The 19,671-nt window shown below is 46.1% G+C and carries 13 protein-coding genes; 12 read left to right on the top strand and 1 reads right to left on the bottom strand.

The features are described 5' to 3' along the window. Window positions 1-232 precede the first annotated feature (232 nt). From gltB (MHO32_RS01735) to MHO32_RS01690, 10 genes are all read left to right on the top strand, one after another. The gene (gene gltB / locus MHO32_RS01735) at window positions 233-4,783 is read left to right on the top strand and encodes a glutamate synthase large subunit (protein WP_239210552.1); all 4,551 of its coding nucleotides are present in this window, start codon (window positions 233-235) and stop codon (window positions 4,781-4,783) included. After that, a complete protein-coding gene (locus MHO32_RS01730; RefSeq protein ID WP_009703022.1) occupies window positions 4,783-6,252 on the top strand; it encodes a glutamate synthase subunit beta in 1,470 nt (489 codons plus the stop codon). Before gltB (MHO32_RS01735) ends, MHO32_RS01730 begins: the two co-directional genes overlap by 1 nt. Window positions 6,253-6,704: 452 nt before the next feature. Further along, a complete protein-coding gene (gene gltB / locus MHO32_RS01725; RefSeq protein ID WP_239210551.1) occupies window positions 6,705-11,168 on the top strand; it encodes a glutamate synthase large subunit in 4,464 nt (1,487 codons plus the stop codon). 20 nt (window positions 11,169-11,188) lie between these two features. Then, window positions 11,189-12,601: an FAD-dependent oxidoreductase gene (locus MHO32_RS01720; protein WP_239210550.1), complete on the top strand. Its 1,413-nt coding sequence runs from the start codon at window positions 11,189-11,191 to the stop codon at window positions 12,599-12,601. 91 nt (window positions 12,602-12,692) lie between these two features. After that, window positions 12,693-13,121 carry a DUF1499 domain-containing protein gene (locus MHO32_RS01715; protein WP_005447833.1) on the top strand — a complete coding sequence of 143 codons (429 nt, stop codon included), beginning with the start codon at window positions 12,693-12,695 and terminating at the stop codon, window positions 13,119-13,121. A 65-nt stretch (window positions 13,122-13,186) separates the two neighbouring features. Then, on the top strand, window positions 13,187-13,882 hold the full coding sequence (gene mtnN / locus MHO32_RS01710; protein WP_005447825.1) for a 5'-methylthioadenosine/S-adenosylhomocysteine nucleosidase: 696 nt from the start codon (window positions 13,187-13,189) through the stop codon (window positions 13,880-13,882). Window positions 13,883-13,896: 14 nt separating this feature from the next. Next, entirely contained in the window at window positions 13,897-14,850 is a 954-nt protein-coding gene (locus MHO32_RS01705) for a cobalamin biosynthesis family protein (RefSeq protein ID WP_009697615.1), read from the top strand. Further along, a complete protein-coding gene (gene btuF, locus MHO32_RS01700) occupies window positions 14,850-15,674 on the top strand; it encodes a vitamin B12 ABC transporter substrate-binding protein BtuF (RefSeq protein WP_239210549.1) in 825 nt (274 codons plus the stop codon). The genes MHO32_RS01705 and btuF overlap by 1 nt, the downstream gene beginning before the upstream one ends. Window positions 15,675-15,751: 77 nt before the next feature. Beyond that, on the top strand, window positions 15,752-16,372 hold the full coding sequence (locus tag MHO32_RS01695) for a TRIC cation channel family protein (RefSeq protein ID WP_017190089.1): 621 nt from the start codon (window positions 15,752-15,754) through the stop codon (window positions 16,370-16,372). A gap of 122 nt (window positions 16,373-16,494) precedes the next feature. After that, window positions 16,495-17,355 (top strand): LysR family transcriptional regulator, encoded by an 861-nt coding sequence (locus tag MHO32_RS01690; protein WP_050907506.1) that lies wholly within the window; start codon window positions 16,495-16,497, stop codon window positions 17,353-17,355. Here MHO32_RS01690 and MHO32_RS01685 read toward each other — a convergent pair. Beyond that, the gene (locus MHO32_RS01685; protein WP_009697613.1) at window positions 17,291-18,070 is read right to left on the bottom strand and encodes a TSUP family transporter; all 780 of its coding nucleotides are present in this window, start codon (window positions 18,068-18,070) and stop codon (window positions 17,291-17,293) included. The genes MHO32_RS01690 and MHO32_RS01685 overlap by 65 nt on opposite strands. A gap of 250 nt (window positions 18,071-18,320) precedes the next feature. Here MHO32_RS01685 and MHO32_RS01680 point away from each other — a divergent pair, with 250 nt between their 5' ends. Both MHO32_RS01680 and MHO32_RS01675 read left to right on the top strand, forming a co-directional pair. Further along, on the top strand, window positions 18,321-19,121 hold the full coding sequence (locus MHO32_RS01680; protein ID WP_239210548.1) for a hypothetical protein: 801 nt from the start codon (window positions 18,321-18,323) through the stop codon (window positions 19,119-19,121). Beyond that, window positions 19,114-19,542: a DUF1240 domain-containing protein gene (locus tag MHO32_RS01675; protein WP_188052796.1), complete on the top strand. Its 429-nt coding sequence runs from the start codon at window positions 19,114-19,116 to the stop codon at window positions 19,540-19,542. The genes MHO32_RS01680 and MHO32_RS01675 overlap by 8 nt, the downstream gene beginning before the upstream one ends. The last annotated feature ends 129 nt before the right edge of the window (window positions 19,543-19,671 follow it).

Below are 19,671 nucleotides of genomic sequence, written 5' to 3'. Positions count from 1 at the left end.
TCCCGCTCCCACCTATATAAGTCACTAAATTGTGGCAATAAATAAAGGGATATCACCAAGGATTGTTTTTCTCGCAAAATTTTTCCTGCGAGATACGGAAAGGAATCAAGACTGGTCAACCTCGATCAGTGGCGAATCATAAATATAAAGGACAAGACGTGCAGAGCGTACCTAAGACAGTCGAGATCTGTCCGGGGTTCTTGCGTCGACATTGAACTGGAAGGATGTATCTATGGTAGATAGAGAGCAAAATTCACAGGGTCTGTACACTCCGGAACTGGAGCATGACGCTTGTGGTATCGGTTTTGTTGCTCACCTTAAAAACCGTAAATCTCATGAAGTAGTGACTCAAGCATTGGATATGCTGGCTCGCATGGAACACCGTGGTGGTCAAGGTTGTGACCCATGCAGCGGTGATGGTGCGGGTATCTTGCTACAAAAACCTCATGAATTCCTATTAGAAGAAGCCGTTAAGCTAGGCATTAAACTGCCTTCATTTGAAAAGTATGGTGTTGGTGTCGTTCTTTTCCCGAAAGACGAATACAAACGCGAACAATGCCGAGATATTCTAGAACGCAACGCACAGCGTCTAGACCTTGAAGTTATCGGCTACCGCGTTTTGCCAACCGACAACTCAATGATCGGTGCTGACCCGCTAAGCACTGAGCCTCAGTTTGAGCATGTGTTTATCTCTGGTGGTCCAGGCATCACACCTGAAGAGCTAGAACGCAAACTGTACGTACTTCGTAACTACACTGTGCGAGTTTGCCTAGAAAGCGTTTCGAACATTGGTGACGACTTCTACATTAACTCAATGTCTTACAAGACATTGGTGTACAAAGGTCAGTTAACAACCGAGCAAGTACCTCAGTATTTCCTTGATCTGCAAAACCCAACCATGGTGACTGCACTGGCACTGGTACACTCTCGTTTCTCTACCAATACCTTCCCGAAATGGCGTCTTGCACAGCCTTTCCGTTACATTGCCCACAACGGTGAAATTAATACAGTTCGCGGTAACTTGAACTGGATGAAAGCCCGTGAAGCAATCTTAGAATCAGACCTATTTACTCAGGCTGAAATCGACATGCTTCTTCCAATCTGTCAGGAAGGTAGCTCGGATTCATCTAACTTCGATATGGCACTTGAGCTCCTAGTTCTTTCTGGTCGTAGCCTGCCACACGCATTGATGATGATGATCCCGGAAGCATGGCAAGAAAACAAAAACATGGATCCTAAACGTCGCGCGTTCTATCAGTACCACGCGAACATCATGGAACCATGGGATGGTCCAGCTTCAGTATGTTTTACTGACGGTGTTCAAGTTGGTGCGACACTCGACCGTAACGGTCTACGCCCTTCTCGCTACACAGTGACCAAAGACAACTTCCTAGTGATGGCATCAGAATCTGGTGTGGTGGATATTGAACCAGAGAACGTAGAGTTCCGTGGTCGTCTACAACCAGGTCGTATCTTCGTTGCAGACCTAGAGCAAGGTCGCATCATCTCCGATGAAGAAGTGAAAGACACCATTGCAACAGCACAGCCTTACGAGAAGTGGATAGAAGAAAACCTACTGAGCTTGAAGAAGCTGCCAGATGCAAGCAACCAGTTCAGCCAACCTTCTCCTGAGCGTTTGTTGCACCGTCAACAAGCTTTCGGTGTGAGCACTGAAGAAGTGAACGAAATCATCGTTCCAATGGCGAATGATGCGAAAGAGCCATTATCAGCCATGGGTGCAGACTGGCCTCTTGCGGTTCTATCTCATCAGTCTCAACATCTTTCAAACTACTTCAAGCAACTGTTCGCACAGGTAACCAACCCACCGATCGACCCGATCCGTGAGCGTATGGTTATGTCACTGAACACTTACTTGGGTAAAGACCAAAACCTTCTGACTGAAACACCACTTCACTGTCAGAAAGTAGAATTGGAATCGCCTGTTCTGGCGAACTCTGAGCTTGAGAAATTGCGTGCGATCGATAACGAGCACCTACAAGCGAAGACACTGGATATCGTGTTCCAAGCCAATGAAGATCAAGGCAAACTTGAGCGCGCACTCAAACGTATCTGCCAATACGCAGAAGACGCGGTTATCGATGGTTACTCAATCATCCTATTAACTGACCGTGCAGTAAATTCAAACCACGCGGCGATCCCAGCAATGCTGGCAGTTGGCGCAGTGCACCACCACTTGATCCGCAAGGGTCTACGTGCGAAGTGTGACATCGTGGTTGAAACCGGTGATGCGCGTGAAACGCACCACTTTGCAACACTACTTGGTTACGGTGCGAATGCGGTTAACCCTTACCTAGTGATTGAAACCATCATTGAACTTCAACGTACGAAGAAGTTGGATCCAGAAGCGAACCCTCGCGATCTGTTCAACAACTACCGTAAAGCGATCAATGGCGGTCTTCTGAAGATCTTCTCGAAGATGGGTATCTCTACGCTACAGTCATACCACGGTGCGCAAATCTTCGAAGCCTTGGGTATCCACAAATCAGTGGTCGACAAGTACTTCACAGGTACGGTTTCTCGTATCCAAGGTCTAACCCTTGATGATATCGCCAAAGAAGTACTTATCCGTCACCGCATCGGTTACCCACAACGCGAAATCCCAATTCAAATGCTGGATGTAGGCGGTGTTTACCAATGGAAACAGCGTGGCGAGAAGCACCTCTTCAACCCAGAAACCATTTCTCTACTGCAAGAGTCTACGCGCAACAAGAACTACGATCAGTTCAAGCAATACGCGACAGCAGTAGATAAGCAAGGCGATAACGCGGTAACCCTACGCAGCCAGCTAGAATTCATTAAGAACCCAGCAGGTTCTATCTCTATCGACGACGTCGAGCCAATTGAAAGCATCGTGAAACGCTTCGCGACCGGTGCTATGTCATTTGGTTCTATTTCTTACGAAGCACACTCCACACTGGCTGTTGCGATGAACCGTCTTGGCGCGAAATCGAACTCTGGTGAAGGTGGTGAAGACCCAACGCGTTTCGAGCGCAAAGAGAACGGCGATTGGGAACGCTCTGCGATCAAGCAGGTGGCTTCAGGTCGTTTCGGCGTAACCTCTTACTACCTAACTAACGCTGAAGAGCTGCAAATCAAAATGGCTCAAGGTGCGAAGCCAGGTGAAGGTGGTCAGCTACCAGGTGATAAAGTAGACGACTGGATCGGTGCAACACGTCACTCAACTCCGGGCGTCGGTCTTATCTCACCACCGCCACACCACGATATCTACTCCATCGAGGATTTGGCTCAGCTTATCTACGACTTGAAGAACGCGAACCGCGCGGGTCGTGTGAACGTGAAGCTGGTATCAGAAGCAGGCGTAGGTACGATCGCTTCTGGTGTAGCGAAAGCGAAAGCGGACGTTGTACTTATCGCAGGTTTCGACGGTGGTACAGGTGCATCCCCAATGTCTTCAATCCGTCATACCGGTCTTCCTTGGGAACTTGGCTTGGCAGAAACGCACCAAACGCTACTGAAGAACGGTCTACGTAACCGTATCGTGGTTCAAGCGGATGGTCAGATGAAGACACCTCGTGACCTTGCAGTCGCAACACTACTTGGTGCAGAAGAATGGGGCGTGGCAACCGCAGCATTGGTGGTTGAAGGTTGTATCATGATGCGTAAGTGTCATAAGAACACCTGTCCTGTTGGTATCGCGACTCAAAACAAGACACTTCGCGAGCGCTTTGATGGTCGCGTAGAAGACGTCGTAACCTTCTTCCAGTACATGGCACAAGGTCTGCGTGAAATCATGGCTGAACTTGGCTTCCGCACTATCGATGAGATGGTCGGTCAAGGTCAGAAACTGAAGATTCGCCAAGACGTTTCTCACTGGAAATACAAGAACCTAGATCTATCTCCTGTTCTTCACGTTGAACAGCCACGCGAAGCTGATGGTGTATTCAACCAAGCTCAGCAGAACCACAACCTAGAAGAAGTACTAGACCGTAAGCTGATTCAAGCAGCGATTCCTGCACTCGAGAAAGGCGAAGCGGTGAATGCCGAGTTCCCTATCGTCAACACGGACCGCTCTGCAGGTACCATGTTGTCGAACGAAATCTCGAAAGTGTATAAAGATGCCGGTCTACCTCAACCAATGAACGTGAAGTTCAAAGGTTCCGCGGGTCAATCATTCGGTGCATTCCTAGCTAAGGGCGTGAAGTTCGAAGTAGAAGGCGATGCGAACGACTACTGGGGTAAAGGCTTATCTGGCGGTACCTTAGTACTTTACCCAGATGCGAAATCAAGTCTTGTCGCGGAAGACAACATCGTGGTTGGTAACGTGTGTTTCTACGGTGCAACTTCGGGTGAGTCTTTCATTCGTGGTATGGCTGGTGAACGTTTCTGTGTTCGTAACTCAGGCGCGAAAGTAGTAGTAGAAGGCGTCGGTGACCACGGTTGTGAGTACATGACGGGCGGTGCGGCAATAATCCTTGGTTCAACAGGTCGTAACTTTGCCGCAGGTATGAGTGGCGGCGTGGCTTACGTATGGGATAAATCAGGTGACTTTGAGTCAAAACTGAACCCAGAGCTAGTAGACCTAGATCCAATCGAGCAAGAAGACAGAGATCTATTACTCGACATGCTAACTAAGCATGTTCAATTCACAGGAAGTGAAGTCGCTCAGTCTTTCCTAGACAATTTTGAAGCTAGCCTAGCCTCTATGGTTAAAGTGATGCCGCGTGATTACAAAGCGGTTCTTCAAAAACGTAAAGCTGAAGCACAGTCTCAAGGAAACGAAACTCAAGCGGAGGCAGTATAATGGGTAAGCCTACTGGATTTTTAGAGCATGGTCGTGAACTACCACAGAAGATCGACCCAGCTGAACGTATTAAGAACAATAAAGAGTTTGTTCTAAACGAGGAGTTTGGTGACAAAATCAATACTCAGGCTTCTCGTTGTATGGATTGTGGTGTGCCGTTTTGTCATAACGGCTGCCCTATCGGTAACATCATCCCAGAGTTTAATGACGCAGTTTATCGTGATAGCTGGGAAGAAGCATGGAACATTCTAAGCTCGACTAATAACTTCCCTGAGTTTACTGGTCGTGTTTGCCCAGCACCATGTGAAAGTGCTTGTGTACTTGGCATCAACCAAGACCCGATCACTATCTGTAATATCGAGAAAACCATCGTAGAAACGGCATATCGAGAAGGGTACGCCAAACCAAAAACACCACGCTCTCGCACAGGTAAAACTGTTGCGATCATCGGTTCAGGTCCTGCAGGTCTTGCGGCTGCCGAGCAGCTAAATAGCGCTGGTCATACTGTGACTGTATTCGAGCGAGACGAGAAAGTGGGTGGTCTCCTGCGTTTTGGTATCCCAGACTTCAAACTGGGTATGGATGTGATTGACCGCAAAATCAACTTGATGGCAGAAGCGGGTATCGAATTCAAAGTAAATCAACACGTTGGTGTCGATGTGAATGCCCAGCAACTACGTCAAGAATTCGATGTGGTTCTGCTGACTGGTGGCTCAACTGTTCCACGTGATTTGCCCGTTCCGGGTCGTGAACTAAAAGGCGTCCATTTTGCAATGGAGTTCCTAGGTCAAAACAACCGTCGTGCCAATGATATGGATCTTAAGGGTGAAGAACTTCACGCTGCGGGTAAGCATGTTGTGGTGATCGGTGGTGGTGATACCGGCTCTGACTGTGTGGGTACATCTAACCGTCATGGCGCAGCAAGCATCACTCAGGTTGAAATCATGCCGATTCCACCAGAGAAGCGCCCTGCTAACATGCCATGGCCACAGTACCCAATGATTCTACGTACTTCGACCTCTCATGAAGAAGGTGTTGATCGTCACTGGAACATCCTGACCAAAGAGTTCATTGGCAATGACAAGGGTGAAGTTACAGGTCTTCGTTTAGCTGACATCGTTTGGCAAGATGCGAAACCAGGCGAACGTCCGAGCTTCAAAGAAGTAGAAGGCAGTGAGCGAGTGATCCCATGTGATATGGCTTTCCTAGCGATGGGATTCCTGCACCCAGAACCAACAGGTGTACTTGCTCAATTGGATATTGCACTCGATGATCGCGGTAATGTAGCAACCCAAGGTTTTGCTACAAACCAAGAAGGCGTATTTGCAGCTGGTGATATGCGAACAGGGCAATCTCTGGTTGTTCGTTGTATCAACGAAGGTCGTGAATGTGCCCGTGCTATCGATGACTATTTAATGGGTGGCACAAACCTAGAAGCAAAAGCAGATTCACTGATGCTTTCTGCGTAAAGGGAGTGTTCTCACTTCCTCTTTCTGAGCATTAAACCCAGCCATCAGTAGTATCGATGGCTGGTAGCAAAGAAAGAAAACAGTTCCTTCCAACCTTTTTATTTTGACCAGCATTTTGTGCTGGTCTTTTTTATTCCTGCCAGAATCAAATGTTACTTTTTTGTAACAATCATTTTTCTATCTAACTGAATTTATTAGATTATTTTAGCCAATTAAATGGTAAATCGCATATTCACGTGATTATTCACTAATAACTTGACCTTTTTTACAATAAGCTATAGCTTGTGAAGTTGGTGAAAATAAAACACACAATTTTTGTTAAGATATTTGACGAATTTTATTGAATAGATATACATAAAACTTAGAAAGTGACGCATAGTTAGTCATCATTATCAACTTGAGCAGTGTTGATATATCTGTCGGGATGACAGATAAGCAAAGGGAGAATTGCAATGGCTCTTTATGATCCAAGTCTTGAGAAAGACAACTGTGGATTTGGCTTAATCGCGCACATGGAAGGCGAGCAAAGTCACAAGCTGGTACGTACAGCAATTTCTGCACTTGATCGCATGACCCACCGTGGTGGCATCGCCGCCGATGGAAAAACCGGTGATGGTTGTGGTCTTCTTCTACAAAAGCCCGATTCCTATTTACGCCTTATCGCCGAAGAAAATGGCTTCAACCTTGGCAAGCAATACGCCGTGGGGATGATTTTCTTTAACCAAGATCCGGTGAAAGCTCAACTCACCAAAGACATCGTAAACAAAGAACTGGCTCAAGAGACCTTAACCGTAGCAGGCTGGCGGGAAGTTCCAACTAATTCAGAAGTACTCGGTCCGATCGCTGCTGATTCACTTCCAGACATTCAACAAGTCTTTATCTCTGCACCAGCAGGTTGGCGCGAGCGTGACATCGAACGTCGCCTCTATATCGCACGCCGTCGCATCGAGAAACAAATTACAGAAGATCCTGACTTCTACATCTGTAGCTTGTCAACGCAAGTTCTGGTGTACAAAGGTTTGTGCATGCCTGCGGACTTACCGCGCTTCTATCTTGATCTTGCTGATCTACGCATGGAGTCTGCTATCTGCCTGTTCCACCAGCGTTTTTCAACCAATACTCAACCTCGTTGGCCCCTAGCTCAACCGTTCCGCTACCTCGCTCATAATGGTGAGATCAACACCATTGAAGGTAACCGCCAATGGGCGCGAGCTCGTGCTTACAAGTTCTCATCACCACTGCTGCCAGACCTACAAACTGCAGCACCGTTTGTGAACGAGACAGGCTCTGACTCTTCCAGCTTGGATAATATGTTGGACCTCTTTTTAGCAGGCGGTATGGATATCTTCCGTGCCATGCGCATGCTTGTGCCACCAGCATGGCAAAACCACCCAGATATGGACCCAGATCTGCGAGCATTTTACGACTTCAACTCCAAACACATGGAACCATGGGATGGCCCGGCAGGTATTGTTCTGTCCGATGGTCGATACGCCGCATGTAACTTAGATCGTAATGGTCTGCGTCCTGCACGTTATGTGATAACTAAAGACAGGCTGATCACTCTAGCATCAGAGATCGGTATTTGGGATTACGCTCCGGATGAGGTTGCCGAAAAAGGGCGTGTTGGTCCTGGCGAACTGCTGGTTGTCGATACTCGCAAAGGCAAACTATGGCAATCAAGTGAGATCGATAACGATCTGAAATCTCGCCACCCTTATCGCGAATGGATGGAAAACAACGTTCGCAAACTCACGCCTTTTGCTCAATTACCAGAAGAGCAAGTTGGCGAGCGCAGCTTTGATGAAGACTTGCTTAAGACTTACCAAAAGCAATTCGCCATGAGCAACGAAGAAGTCGATCAAGTGTTGCGCGTTCTCGGTGATATGGGACAAGAAGCGGTCGGCTCTATGGGTGATGACACCCCGATGGCAGTCTTATCCTCTAAAGAGCGCTTGGTGACTGACTATTTCCGTCAGAAGTTCGCGCAGGTAACCAACCCGCCGATCGATCCACTGCGTGAAAAACACGTGATGTCACTAGCAACCAGCATCGGTCAAGAGATGAATGTCTTCTGTGAAACTGATGGACACGCGCACCGAGTAACCTTCGATTCACCAGTGTTACTTTACTCAGACATGCAGCAATTACTCGAGCTTGGAGACAATTACTATCGTAATACCATTCTCGATATCAACTACGATCCACAACAGAAAGATCTTAAACAAGCCATTGATGATCTGTGTGAGCAAGCAGAACACGTGGTGCGTGAAGGCACTGTGCTAGTGGTGCTTTCGGATCGTGCTTTAGTCAAAGGCAAACTGCCAATTCCTGCAGCAATGGCGGTCGGTGCCGTTCAAACTCGCCTGATCGATGCGAACTTACGTTGTGATGCCAACATTGTTGTTGAAACAGCCACGGCACGTGACCCACACCAATTTGCTGTCTTGCTTGGCTTTGGTGCCACTGCGGTTTACCCATACCTAGCTTATGAAGCGCTAGGTAAACTCATTGATGATAAAGCGCTAGAAAAAGACTATCGCGATGTGATGCAAAACTACCAATACGGCATCAACAAAGGCCTGTACAAGATCATGTCGAAAATGGGGATTTCTACCATCGCCTCTTACCGTTGCTCACAACTGTTTGAAGCAGTTGGCTTGAGCCAAGAAGTGGTCGATTTGTGCTTTAAAGGTGTAACAACTCGTATTGAAGGCGCAAATTTCGACGACTTCCAACAAGACTTGTACAACCTTTCTCGCAAAGCTTGGGCGAAACGTAAAGCCATCGAGCATGGTGGTTTATTGAAATATGTCCACGGTGGTGAATATCACGCCTACAATCCAGACGTGGTTGGCACACTGCAAACTGCGGTGAAATCAGGCGAAAGCAACGATTATCAGAGCTTTGCTAAACAGGTGAACCAACGTCCTGTTGCCATGCTGCGTGACTTAATGGCGCTGAAAAAATCAGATTCCCCATTACCACTTGAGCAAATCGAGTCAAGCACAGAACTCTTCAAACGCTTTGACTCGGCGGCAATGTCCATTGGTGCACTTAGCCCAGAAGCACACGAAGCACTTGCAACAGCGATGAACCGCCTTGGTGGCTACTCTAACTCAGGTGAAGGCGGTGAAGATCCACGTCGCTTCGGTACAGAGCGTAACTCGCGCATCAAGCAGATTGCTTCAGGTCGATTTGGTGTTACGCCTCACTATCTAACCAATGCGGACGTACTGCAGATCAAGGTCGCACAGGGTGCGAAGCCGGGTGAAGGTGGTCAGTTACCGGGACACAAAGTCACCGCAGAAATCGCAAAACTGCGTTATTCGGTACAGGGGGTGACTCTGATCTCCCCTCCCCCACACCACGATATTTATTCGATTGAAGACTTAGCCCAGCTGATCTTCGACCTAAAGCAAGTCAATCCAAACGCATTGGTTTCGGTGAAGTTAGTTTCTGAGCCAGGTGTCGGCACCATCGCAACAGGTGTCGCGAAAGCTTACGCTGATCTCATTACCATCTCGGGCTACGACGGTGGTACTGCAGCAAGCCCACTAACCTCAGTGAAATACGCAGGTAGCCCTTGGGAATTAGGACTGGCAGAGACACAACAAGCACTGGTTGCTAATGGTCTACGTCATAAGATTCGTCTACAGGTAGATGGTGGTCTAAAAACCGGTCTGGACGTGGTGAAAGCGGCAATTCTCGGTGCCGAAAGCTTCGGTTTTGGTACTGCGCCAATGGTGGCAATGGGTTGTAAGTTCCTACGTATTTGTCACCTCAACAACTGTGCTACTGGTGTTGCAACTCAAGACGAGACGCTGCGTAAAGAGTACTTCAAAGGTCTTCCGGAAATGGTGATGAACTACTTCATTGGTCTGGCGGACGAAGTACGCGGATTACTCTCTGAACTTGGTGTTGAAAAACTGACTGACTTGATTGGTCGTACGGATTTATTGGAGACCGTTGAAGGTCTGACAGCAAAACAAACCAAGCTGGATTTGTCGAATATCCTTGAGGCACCAGTCTCTCCAGAAGGGCACCCTCTTTATTGGACACAGCCAAATACACCATTTGATAAAGCAGAGCTAAACAACAAGATCATTGAAGACGCGCTGCAAGCGGTTGAGAAACGTCAATCTGCTAGCTTCTTCTACAACGTGATCAACACCGACCGTTCTGTGGGTGCTCGCCTATCAGGTGAAATCGCTCAGCGTTACGGCAACCAAGGCATGGCGGCAACGCCAATCAAGCTGCACTTGGATGGTACTGCTGGTCAATCATTTGGCGTTTGGAACGCGGGTGGCGTAGAGCTTTACCTGACTGGGGATGCCAACGACTACGTAGGTAAAGGCATGGCTGGCGGTAAGGTGGTTATCAAACCTCACCTTGGCACAGCATTTAAGTGTAATGAGGCGACCATCATTGGTAACACCTGTCTGTACGGTGCGACCGGCGGTAAACTGTTTGCGGCAGGTAAAGCAGGTGAGCGTTTCGGCGTACGTAACTCAGGTACGATTGCCGTCATTGAAGGCGCTGGTGATAACGCTTGTGAGTACATGACCGGTGGTATTGTTGCCATTCTAGGCGCGACTGGCGTGAACTTCGGCGCAGGCATGACCGGCGGGTTTGCATACGTATTGGATGAGAACCAAGACTTCCAAGGTCGCGTGAACAACGAATCGGTTGAAGCGATATCTCTGTCAGATCTCTACATCCACCAAGAGCACTTGCGTGGCCTGATTGCCGAACATCTCGAAGAAACCGGCTCTAGCCACGCAGAAGATATCTTGGCGAACTTTGATGAATGGATTCCAAAGTTCTACTTGGTGAAACCACAAGCGGCGGACTTGCGCACGCTACTTGGTCACCAGAGTCGCAGTGCCGCAGAACTGCGCGTTCAAGCCCAGTAATCATGGAGGATGTTTGAATCATGAGTCAGAACGTTTATCAATTTATCGATGTTCAACGCGTAGATCCTGCGAAGAAGCCTATCAAAGTTCGTAAGATCGAATTCGTTGAAATCTATGAACCATTTACCAAGCAACAAGCGACTGCGCAGGCGGATCGCTGCTTGGATTGTGGTAACCCATATTGTGAATGGAAGTGCCCAGTACACAACTACATCCCACAATGGCTAAAGCTTGCCAATGAAGGTCGTATCCTCGAAGCCGTAGAGCTATCGCACCAGACTAACAGCTTGCCTGAAGTTTGTGGTCGAGTGTGTCCGCAAGATCGTCTATGTGAGGGCTCTTGTACTCTCAATGAAGACTTTGGCGCCGTCACTATAGGTAACGTTGAAAAATACATTACCGACAAAGCCTTCGAAATGGGCTGGAAGCCTGACATGTCTAAGGTGGAGTGGACCGATAAAAAGGTTGCCATCATTGGTGCAGGTCCAGCAGGCTTGGCTGCTGCCGATATCCTAGTGCGCAATGGCGTGAAACCTGTCGTATTTGACCGCTACCCTGAAATTGGCGGCCTACTGACCTTCGGTATCCCTTCGTTCAAACTTGAAAAAGGCGTGATGGAAAACCGCCGCCGCGTCTTCACCGAGATGGGCGTAGAGTTCCAGATGAATGTCGAAGTAGGTAAAGATGTGCAGATGCAAGAACTGCTTGATGAGTACGATGCCGTCTTTTTGGGGGTTGGTACTTACAAGTACATGCGTGCGGGACTAGAAAATGAAGGTGCACCGGGTGTTTACGATGCTCTGCCATTCTTGATTTCAAATACTTACAAGGTCATGGGCTTGGAGCACGACAAACCTTTTATCGACATGGCAAAGCAGCGCGTAGTTGTACTCGGCGGTGGTGATACCGCGATGGACTGTGTTCGTACCTCTATTCGCCAAGGCGCGTCAAACGTGGTATGTGCTTACCGTCGTGATGAAGCTAATATGCCCGGCTCTCGCCGCGAGGTGAAAAACGCCAAAGAAGAAGGCGTGAAGTTTATGTTCAACCTTCAGCCTTTAGGAATTGAAGTCGATGCGTCAGGTAAGGTCTCGGGGGTCAAAGTGGTGAAAACCGCTCTTGGTGAGCCTGATGAAGCGGGTCGTCGCCGTCCAGAGCCCGTCGAAGGCAGCGAACACGTTCTACCGGCAGACGTCGTGATCATGGCGTTTGGTTTCCAGCCACACAAAATGGACTGGTTAACTCCGTTTGATGTCGATTTGGATCAATGGGGTCGTATCAAAGCCCCTGCGAAACAAGAGTTCCAATTCCAGACCAGCAATGAAAAGATCTTCGCGGGTGGCGATGCGGTGCGAGGCTCTGATCTAGTCGTCACTGCAATTGATGAAGGACGAAAAGCAGCAGAAGGCATTCTCGATTACCTCGAAGTTTAATCACAGCTAACATCACAAAAAGGATCCTATTATTGGATCCTTTTTCTTTTGTATCCATATAATTAGAAGCAAAATTATAAGAGTAAATACAATGAAAAAAGCCGCTCTCCTTTCCATCACTTTGCTCGGCTTAACCGCTTGTAGCCAAGGAGTCACAACCATGACGGATCGTTCTCAATCACCTTGTGGTGACAAACCAAACTGCGTCTCCACTCAAGATACGCGTGCAGAATACAACCTAACGCCATTCACCCTGACTGATTCAGCGAACATCGATGCTATTGAGCAAATTGCGCTTGAACTGCCTGGTGCGAAAACAGCGGTGAAAGAAGGCAACTACATACGCGTAGAGTGCACATCTAAAATCATGCGCTTTGTGGACGATTTAGAACTTAAGGTAGAAGGCGATCAGCTAATTGTTCGCTCAGAATCTCGTGTTGGCTATTCAGACTTTGGCGTGAACCGTAAGCGTGCTGAACAATTACGTTCACTGCTGATGAATGCTGAGTTAATCAAATAACGACCACATATTGGTGCAGAGTGGTATACTCTCGCCAACTTAAATTTTTATCGAAAGAGAGTGTTATGAAAGTTGGTATCATCGGTGCGATGGAACAAGAAGTCACCATCCTGAAAGAAGCAATGACAAACTGCCAAACAGTGAACAAAGCAGGTTGCACGTTTTTCTCTGGTCAGATTAACGACGTTGATGTGGTACTGCTTCAATCTGGCATCGGTAAAGTAGCAGCAGCAGTTGGTACAACCATTCTGCTAGACGAATACCAACCAGATGTGGTTATCAACACTGGCTCTGCGGGCGGTTTCGACTCAAGCCTAAACCTAGGCGACGTTGTTATCTCAACAGAAGTTCGTCACCACGATGCAGACGTAACCGCGTTTGGCTACGAAATGGGTCAAATGGCAGGTCAACCAGCGGCATTCAAAGCAGATGAGAAGCTAATGGACCTTGCTGAAAAAGCACTGGCTCAAATGGAAAACACTCACGCAGTTCGCGGCCTGATCTGTACTGGTGATGCGTTTGTTTGCACGGCAGAACGCCAAGAGTTTATCCGTAAACACTTCCCTTCAGTTATCGCTGTAGAAATGGAAGCATCTGCTATCGCTCAAACTTGTCACCAATTCAACACGCCGTTTGTTGTTGTGCGCGCTATCTCTGACGTAGCAGACAAAGAATCACCAATGAGCTTCGAAGAGTTCTTACCGCTAGCGGCGAAAAGCTCTTCAGAAATGGTATTCAAAATGTTGGAACTGACTAAGTAAGTCTGTCGAATTTCATGGAAGAAACCTTTCAGCAGTTTTATGCCAATGGTGCGCTCCTCGTCATGTGGGGCGCATTATTATTCCATCTCCTGCTCCCCATACCGCACGCTGCGCATCCAGTGACGCTTTGGCATAAATTCGCCGAGCAACTGGCTAACAAGGTCAATAACAACCACAACTACTCGCAAAGTATCATCTCTGGCGGACTCGCTCTTCTTCTTATGCTTGTGCCTTGCTTGATATTACTGCTCGCGATGAAGCCTTTAGTTTGGCAAGCGCCGCTATTTGAGCTGGCATTACTGCTGATTGCTCTTGACTGGCGAAACAATGAATCACTTGCTAAACAACTCGTCACCGCAATGTCGAATGAGAATAAAGTACAATGCCGAGCACTACTCAAGCCTTACCTGAACCGCGATACAGAGAGCTTATCGCTACTAGGCATTGGTAAAGCTGGAGCAGAAACCATCATCATGGGTTACGGACGTAACGTAGTGTGTGTGCTGTTTTGGTATGGAGTAACTGGTGGAATTGGCGCGTTGATGTATCGTCTTACTGCTGAGTTAGCTCGAGCATGGTCTCCTAGTCGACGTCAATATTCACCATTTGGCAAACCAGTTATTCAATTAACGGCGGTCCTAGAAATCATTCCATTACGCTTATTCGCGATGTTTATTGGTGCGGGTAAAAACGTATCAAGCGTTTCAACTGCTATGCTTCAACAAGCGAAATCTTGGCCGCTTCCTGGACCGGCATGGTTGTTGTGCTCGATTGGTAACAAGCTTCAATTGTCACTTGGTGGTCCAGCTTTGTATCAAGGACTGCGAGCCGAACGTGCAAAACTTGGGGGGCGTATTGCACCATCAGCCATTCACCTAGCGCAAATCCAAACACTGATAGTCTGGCGTATCTTTGCTTGGATAGTTATCCAAAGCCTAATTCTCGGATTCATTTATCAAGGACTATAATGAAAAATCTTTGCTTTGCCCTTCCTCTTATCTTCTCTGCTGTTTCTTTTGCCAATGAACCCGTTCAACGAGTCATTAGCCTAGCGCCACATGCAACAGAAATCGCCTATGCAGCTGGTCTTGGAGACAAGCTGATTGCGGTCAGTGAGATGAGTGACTACCCCGAGCAAGCCAAAGACCTAGAAAAAGTATCAAACTATCAAGGCATTAAACTCGAACGCATCATCGCCCTTCAACCCGATTTAGTTATCGCTTGGCCTGCAGGTAATCCAGCCAAAGAACTTGATAAACTCAAGCAGTTTGGCATTCCGATTTACTACTCAACAACAGGAACGTTAGAGGATATTGCCAAGAATATTGAACAACTCAGCCAGTACAGTGAGAAGCCGGAAGTAGGACGAAAAGCCGCTGAAGATTTTCGTGCACAGTTAGAAGCGTTAAAAGAAAAGTACAATACCGAAGATAAAGTTAGCTACTTCTATCAGTTGAGTGAAAAACCGATCATCACCGTTGCGGGCAAGAACTGGCCAAGTGAAGTCTTCACCTTCTGTGGTGGTAAAAATATCTTTGCCAAAGGCAGTGCCCCTTACCCACAAGTCAGCATCGAGCAAGTGATTACTCGCCAGCCTGAAGTACTGTTTACCTCTCGCCATGCCATGAGTAATGATGGAATGTGGTCAGAATGGAAGAGCGACATCCCTGCATTAAAAAATGGTCATGTTTGGTCACTTAATTCCGATTGGATCAACCGCCCGACCCCAAGAACCTTAAACGCGATCACAGAGGTGTGTGAACACTTTGAAAGCGTTCGGCAAAAACGCTAACGTTTTCGTTGGAAATCCCGTACAATTTCCGTCCCATTTCTGTTCCCCCACAATTTGTTTATAAGGTACCAAGTAACATGGACTCCATGCTGCTTTATATGATCGATTTATTCGGTACTGCTGTCTTTGCGGTTTCTGGAGTTTTGCTCGCAGGCCGATTAAAGATGGATCCTTTCGGTGTGATCGTGCTCGGTAGTGTGACTGCTATTGGCGGTGGCACTATTCGTGATATGGCGCTTGGCGCCACCCCTGTATTCTGGATTACTGACACGACCTATCTATGGGTAATTTTCATTACCTGTTTATTAACCATGATTTTAGTTCGTCGCCCTAAACGTCTACCTTGGTGGGTCCTTCCTGTATGTGACGCAATTGGTTTGGCAGTATTTGTTGGTATCGGTGTTGAAAAAGCCCTAGCTTACAATGCATCCGGCATGGTGGCAGTTATCATGGGCGTCATTACAGGCTGTGGCGGCGGCATCATTCGCGATGTGCTAGCACGTGAAGTGCCGATGGTTTTGAGAAGCGAAGTCTATGCGACAGCATGTATCATCGGTGGTATTTTTCACACGACCGCATTGAGCATGGGTCATGACCACTCTTTCGCCCTACTTGCAGGCGTCGTTTCAACATTGATTATTCGCCTTGGGGCGATTCGCTGGCACTTATCACTGCCAACCTTCGCCATAAATCGATAATGTTCACCTATTGATTGAAAAGAGCCGTCATAACCGACGGCTTTTTTTTGGTAAACGTCAGTCGCTTCTGATTCTGAGCTTAGTTATATTAAGGCTATTATTCCCAACATTCATGGATAGACATGTTACTGGAAGGCATCGAAACACTATTAGTTTTAAGCAAAGCGAAAACCATGAGCCGCACAGGGAGTTTGCTGTATATCAGCCAATCTGCGGTAAGTAAACGCATCGCGAATCTAGAGAAAAAACTGGGAAAGAAACTTGTCGAACCATCGGGTAGAACCATAAAACTCACACCAGATGGCATGGCTTTGATCGAAAATATTGGTCCCTCTTTTAATGAGTTACGTGGTCTTATCTATGAACAGCAAGAACTAGAAGATACGTCTGTAATCACCCTCGATAGCTCAAAGTCTCTCATTGCAGGTTATCTCGGGAAAACGATTGGTGATTACCTCAAACAAGACCAGTACTTAACCATAACCACTAACCACAGCCCTAGAATCGTTGAGCGAGTTCAATCCGGTAAAGCAACCGTTGGGCTTTGTGCAGGGCTATTGCCACCGCATCATGGTTTGATGGCTTTCCACTTATGTGATGAGCCTTTTTTCCTCGTTAGTGATCAACCACTGTATACGCTCCCGAAAAAAGTAATCACAAATGATTTAACCAATCCATCCAATAGCTACCAACTGCCAGCATTAGAGAAAATCGGTATTAAGCCATTGATGGAAATGGATGCCTACACAGCGGCAGCCCAACTCGCACTGGGAGGAGCAGCTCCTGCATTAATCCCGCTATCAATCGTCAGAGCGTTGAAGATTCCTGGCGATAACTGCTTTATGTTTGAGCCACTGACCTCTTTGATTCGACCAATTCATATCTGCGTTAGGCAGAACGTGTACCAGTCGCCAAGAGTTAAAACAGTGATAGAAACCATTGGTGATGTTGTTGCCAAAGAAGTTTTGTCGCCATCAACATAGACATGGTAATGACTAAAGGTCGAATCCATTTTTGACCTTTGGTGACGACAACTTTGGCACCAAGCTGAGCACCAATAAAGCCACCTACGGCCATGGTAAGGCCGATTTCCCACACAGGTAAACCAGCAAGAATAAAGAACAATAGCGCCGCAATGTTTGAGGTGAAGTTAAGAATCTTAGTGCGGGCAGTCGCATCAACCAATGAAAAGTGACCTAGTGCGACAAAACAAAGAGCAAAGATAGAGCCAGTGCCTGGTCCAAAGAAACCATCGTAGAAGCCTACACCCCCACCAACACACAAAGCAAACATCGCTTCAGAAAGCTTGGGTTCACCTTCAGCCGCTTTCGAGGTTGAAGAAAGCAAAAAGTAGAGAGAAATCGCGATCAGCAAGACTGGGATAAGACTAGTGAGCACACCGGCATCGATAAACTGCACAGCCTCTGCACCAATGGCAGAACCAATAAAGGTACATAGAATCGCTAAGCGCATCTCTTTCAGGCTAACAATGCCATTACGCACAAAGTACCAACTGGCAGAAAAGCTTCCAAACGAGCTTTGGAGTTTGTTGGTCGCCAATGCCTGAGTAGGACTTAACCCTGCGGCCAACAAAGCAGGGAGCGTCAAGAGACCACCGCCACCAGCCATCGCATCAATAAATCCCGCAGCAGATGCGACAAAAAACAATGCAATTAAGATTTCGAACGTAACTTCCACTTGTGCGTCCTTGTAAATATTTGTAACCAAGATGGAGCAACGATAGCACTGTCTGACAGACGAACAAAAGGAAACTCAAGACACCAACCTATTCCAGATTTTCATCATTTAACTTAAAAAACAATAAATAACAAAATAGATTATTACACAAAGACTTTTAACTCCGCCCAATAAATAACAACTATGGCTTACCCCATCAATGAATTAATGCAAAATAATTATCACTCCAGATAACTAAAATTTAAAATCCATGTATCCAGTAACTTCTCAAGATAACTCACCTAAAAAAGAAATCTATATTTTTTCAATCGAAAATTTTGACACTACACTAAAAGCATACTTAAAAAACAAAGTAGAGCTTACTCGTTGGGAGAATCTCAAAAAGGCATTCGAAAACTCTTCAAACTACTACGCATCTGCTGATGATTTAGTATTGTTGGCTAAGCTAACAAGCTACATACATGGCACAAACACCATAATTAGTATTGATTATTTAAATGGACAGCCTCATCTAACTATGCGAGGTAGTCCGGTATTAAAGTCCAGGCTATCTGGTTTTACTAAACTGAGTTCTCCACCTATAGTAACCCACATTGCAATTGGAACTAAGGACACTATAAGTTCAGTTATTAAAGGCGGGCTAATTACCGTTGTACTCGTTAGTTCATTCAGGGTATTAGATTTATTTTTTTCCGTAAAAAACAAACATACTTTATCTAAGTTTCTTGGTGCCGTTTCAACAGATATATTAAAAGTAGGTATTTCAGCTGCTCTATCGATCCTTGCAGTAAAAGCTTCAACTGGTTTAGCTTATGCAAGCACAGCAATGACGGCAGGCCCTTTAATTCTGGCTATATCTGTTGGAATACTATCAGGCTACGTATTGAATAAGATAGATGAACACTACAAGATCACTACCAATCTTCAAAAAGCAATTCACGACATGATAAAAAATAAGCCCACCCTCAATGAAAATATTAATAGTATAAAGTCAACTATTGTTAAAAACCTGATAAATTCTGGATACCGAGGCGTATTTAAAGATGAATAATAACGAAAGAAAATTAGAAAATAAAAAATACATTCTTCTATCCTCGATAATCTTCTCCATAATTGGAATCTTGATGGCAAACATATCAATAGTTGAAATAATTAATTTTATCAAAAAAATAGAGCTCGAAGAAAGTAGTGTGAATTTTTCACGTTCATCCATAGCCTTAACTTCTGGTTCAATGTTATTTATATTTTTCTCCTGCTACTCTTTAGTTGCATTAATTAGAAATAAAAAATTCTCCAAAAAGACAAATGATGTAATGTTAAAAATATTTTTTACAATATCTTTCATATCTATAATATCACCATACCCTGTTAGCTTCTATTTAGAGAAAATTGCATTAAAAAATGGGTATGAATACTCAGAAGAATTAAGCCAGTCCTGGTTATATGATAAGAATTACGTTTATATAAAGTAATAAAACATAGAAACCCAATATTATCTGGAGAAATTTCCCTCTACATTCCATACAAATAACTTGTAACACAATAAATAGAATATTCATACGACATATCCCGATAAGAACCTCACTTGATAGTATTTAATA

This window comes from Vibrio sp. MMH1-50, assembly GCF_022347645.1.
Classification (GTDB): Bacteria; Pseudomonadota; Gammaproteobacteria; order Enterobacterales; family Vibrionaceae; genus Vibrio; species Vibrio harveyi.
Note: the sequence above shows the minus strand (reverse complement) of the source record. Positions and strands in the feature narration are given on the sequence as shown.

Bases quoted from the DNA above. Each gene is read 5' to 3' on its own strand.
- MHO32_RS01720 (WP_239210550.1), top strand. From the start codon at position 11,189: ATGAGTCAGAACGTTTATCAATTTATCGATGTTCAACGCGTAGATCCT.
- gltB (WP_239210552.1), top strand. From the start codon at position 233: ATGGTAGATAGAGAGCAAAATTCACAGGGTCTGTACACTCCGGAACTG.
- gltB (WP_239210551.1), top strand. From the start codon at position 6,705: ATGGCTCTTTATGATCCAAGTCTTGAGAAAGACAACTGTGGATTTGGC.
- MHO32_RS01675 (WP_188052796.1), top strand. From the start codon at position 19,114: ATGAATAATAACGAAAGAAAATTAGAAAATAAAAAATACATTCTTCTA.
- MHO32_RS01690 (WP_050907506.1), top strand. From the start codon at position 16,495: ATGTTACTGGAAGGCATCGAAACACTATTAGTTTTAAGCAAAGCGAAA.
- MHO32_RS01695 (WP_017190089.1), top strand. From the start codon at position 15,752: ATGGACTCCATGCTGCTTTATATGATCGATTTATTCGGTACTGCTGTC.
- MHO32_RS01680 (WP_239210548.1), top strand. From the start codon at position 18,321: ATGTATCCAGTAACTTCTCAAGATAACTCACCTAAAAAAGAAATCTAT.
- mtnN (WP_005447825.1), top strand. From the start codon at position 13,187: ATGAAAGTTGGTATCATCGGTGCGATGGAACAAGAAGTCACCATCCTG.
- MHO32_RS01730 (WP_009703022.1), top strand. From the start codon at position 4,783: ATGGGTAAGCCTACTGGATTTTTAGAGCATGGTCGTGAACTACCACAG.
- MHO32_RS01705 (WP_009697615.1), top strand. From the start codon at position 13,897: ATGGAAGAAACCTTTCAGCAGTTTTATGCCAATGGTGCGCTCCTCGTC.
- btuF (WP_239210549.1), top strand. From the start codon at position 14,850: ATGAAAAATCTTTGCTTTGCCCTTCCTCTTATCTTCTCTGCTGTTTCT.
- MHO32_RS01715 (WP_005447833.1), top strand. From the start codon at position 12,693: ATGAAAAAAGCCGCTCTCCTTTCCATCACTTTGCTCGGCTTAACCGCT.